The sequence below is a fragment of the Mycobacterium sp. genome (assembly GCF_019243155.1).
In the GTDB taxonomy this organism is placed as follows: Bacteria; Actinomycetota; Actinomycetes; order Mycobacteriales; family Mycobacteriaceae; genus Mycobacterium.
Genome location: NZ_JAFAUS010000319.1, coordinates 1 through 3,038, shown reverse-complemented (window position 1 = coordinate 3,038; position 3,038 = coordinate 1). Strand labels below are relative to the sequence as shown.

Annotated in this window: 3 protein-coding genes; 1 reads left to right on the top strand and 2 read right to left on the bottom strand. The window is 66.4% G+C overall.

Features of this window, described 5'->3' with window-relative positions:
• Positions 1–612 (top strand): ACT domain-containing protein (locus tag JOZ00_RS16220; RefSeq protein ID WP_293345294.1); only part of this gene is annotated, 612 nt, incomplete at its 5' end.
• Positions 613–617: 5 nt separating this feature from the next.
• Here JOZ00_RS16220 and JOZ00_RS16215 read toward each other — a convergent pair.
• Positions 618–2,360 (bottom strand): protein kinase, encoded by a 1,743-nt coding sequence (locus tag JOZ00_RS16215; protein ID WP_293345292.1) that lies wholly within the window; start codon positions 2,358–2,360, stop codon positions 618–620.
• A 48-nt stretch (positions 2,361–2,408) separates the two neighbouring features.
• Positions 2,409–3,038 (bottom strand): peptidylprolyl isomerase (locus tag JOZ00_RS16210; protein WP_293345290.1); only part of this gene is annotated, 630 nt, incomplete at its 5' end.

Below are 3,038 nucleotides of genomic sequence, written 5' to 3'. Positions count from 1 at the left end.
GTGTCCGCGCTCTACACCGCGATCGGTGAGGGCCACGTCTCGGCCAAGCACGTCGTGCAGCGGTTGTTGGCCGAGCTCGGCGGCATCGACCAGGCCGAGGAGGATCTCGCCGAGCGGTCGACGCCGACGACCATGCTGCGCCGCCCGCGCAGCAGCGACGACGTCGGGGTTTCGGTCCCCGGCGCCCCGGGGGTGCTGACCAAGCTGGCCAAGTGCTGCACGCCGGTACCAGGTGACCAGATCATGGGGTTCGTGACCCGCGGCGGCGGGGTGAGCGTGCACCGCACCGACTGCACGAATGCCGCTTCGCTGCAACAACAATCCGAACGCATCATCGATGTGCACTGGGCGCCGTCGCCGTCCTCGGTGTTCCTGGTGGCCATTCAGGTCGAAGCCCTCGACCGGCACCGGTTGCTGTCCGACGTCACCCGCGTGCTGGCCGACGAGAAGGTGAACATCCTCTCGGCGTCGGTCACCACCTCCGGCGACCGAGTCGCCATCAGCCGCTTCACCTTCGAGATGGGCGATCCCAAGCATCTCGGGCATCTGCTCAACGTCGTGCGCAACGTCGAAGGCGTCTACGACGTCTACCGGGTGACGTCTGCCGCCTAAGAGGCTTACCCCAGCCGCGCCGAATTGATCGTGACGGGACTGGTAGGCGTGCCCATCTGCCGATCGCCCGCGACGCCTAGCCGCGCGATCTTGTCGAGCGCGTCCAGGCCCGTCTGGTCGATCGTGCCGAATACCGTGCTCTGCGGCTCCATTTCGGTGTCCTTGTACACCATGGCGAATTGGCTGCCGTTGGTGCCCGGCTTGCCGTCGTTGGCCGAGAATATGGTGCCGCGTGGGTAGACCACCGTGGACCGCAGCGCGGAATCACCCTGCGGGTACTGGTCGGTGGGGTACTCGTCGGCGAATTCGTAGCCGGGGCCTCCGGTGCCTTCGACGGGGCCGCCGCACAGCACGAAGCCTCCGTCGGGGGCGTTGTAGGTCCGGTAGCAGTCGGTGCCTTCGAAGAAGTGTTGCTTGGTGAGGCTGACGAAACTGTTGACGGTGCACGGTGATTCGTTGTTAGCAAGCTGAATCCCGATGTCGCCGTAGTTGGTTGAGAGCACCGCATGGATCTGCGCCGGTTCGGTGGACACCCTGCCCGATGCGGGCGGGTCGACGGGCTTACCGGCCGGATCCGCCGAGGGACGGTATTGGCAGTTGGCGCCTAGGTCGGCCGGCGGCGCAAACGCCGGCAGCGGCGGCACGGTCGCCGGCGCGGGCGCCGTCGTATCGGAGGTCGGTCCCGACCGGTTGGGCGTCCTGCCGCGGTTTGGGCTGTTCGACGCGGCGGTGTCGGTGGAGTTGTTGCCTTGGGTGACCAGCGCGATCACCAACGCGACGACGGCGGCCAGCGCCAGGGCCGACGCGCCGACTATGCCCAGCAGCAGACGCTTGGATTGCGTTGGCGGACGGTAGGTGGACTGCGGAGCCGGCTTGCTTACCGGCGGCGGGGTGACCGGCGGTTGCGGGCCGGTTGCCCCCAGGTCGGCCGGGCTGTCGAGCGCCGCCCTGGCGGCTTCGGCGAGCTCCGTCACCGACTGATAGCGGTATTCGATGTCCTTGGCCATGCCCCGGGCGACCACCGCGTCCAACAGCGGCGGCACCCCGGGGGTGCTGACCGACGGTTGCGGCGGCCGGGTGTTCAAATGCCCGTTGAGCTGTTCCTCGAGGCTGTCACCGGCAAACGGGCGTTTCCCGGTCAGGCACTCGTGCAGCACGCAGGCCAGGGAATACACGTCGGCGCGGTGATCCGTTGTGCCCCTGAAACGTTCGGGCGCCATGTATGCCACGGTGCCCATCGTGTGCCCGGTCTGGGTGAGCGAGGTGTCGGTGAGGGTGCGGGCGATGCCGAAATCGATCAGGTACACGAAATCTCGTGCGGTGGTGACCAAGATGTTCTTCGGCTTGATGTCGCGATGAATCAACCCCACCTCGTGAGCGCTATCCAGCGCCGCGGCAACCTGTTCGATGACCGCGACCGCGCGTTCGGGGCTGAGCCGTCCGCCGTGTTCGGCCATGTACTGCAGCAGGTCGCGGCCCTCGATCAGCCGCATGTCGACATACAGCTGGCCGTCGATCTCGCCATAGTTGTGGATAGGCACCACGTGTGGGTCGTTGAGGCTCGCCGCTATTCGCGCCTCGCGCCGGAACCGTTGCTGAAACTCCTGGTCCTGCGCCATGTTCGGCGGAAGTACCTTCAGTGCGACTACCCGGTCGGTGCTGACGTCGTAGGCGCGGTAAACCTGTCCCATGCCGCCGCGCCCCAAGACTTCGACCAATTGGTAATGGCCAAATGACTCTGTCCCCACGCAACGACCATAAGGTGTCTCGCGCGTGCGGCAGGCCGTTATCGAAATCTAGTCGAGCAGCAGCGAGGTGATCGTGACGTCTTCCGCAGGCGCCCCGTCCTCGCCGCCGCCGGCGACGCCGGCCTTGGCGATCTTGTCGAGCGTGGCAAGCCCGTCGGCCTGAATGGTGCCGAAGACGGTGTACTGCGGCGGCAACTGGGAGTCCTTGTAGACCAAGAAGAACTGGCTGCCATTGGTATTCGGCCCGGCGTTGGCCATCGCTATGGTGCCACGCGGGTAGAGGACCGGCTGCTGCGCGTTGGGGTCGTTGGGTAGGTATTGGTCCGTGGGGTACTCGTTGGCGAATTGATAGCCGGGACCGCCGGTGCCGTCGCCCTTGGGATCGCCGCACTGCAGCACGCCCAGGTCCTGCGACGTGGTCAGCCGGTGGCATTTGGTGTTGTCGAAGTATTTCTGGCCGACCAGGCTGGCGAAACTGTTGACCGTGCAAGGTGATTCGTTGTTGGCCAGCATCAGGCCGATGTGGCCCTGGTTGGTCACCATGCTCGCGCTCACCTGCGCCGGGTCGGTCGGCACCTTGCCGGTCCGCGGCGGCTTGACCTTCTTGGCGGCCGGATCCGCCGACGCCGGGTACTGGCAGTTGGCGCCCAGGTTGGCCGACGGCTTGAACGGCGGCAA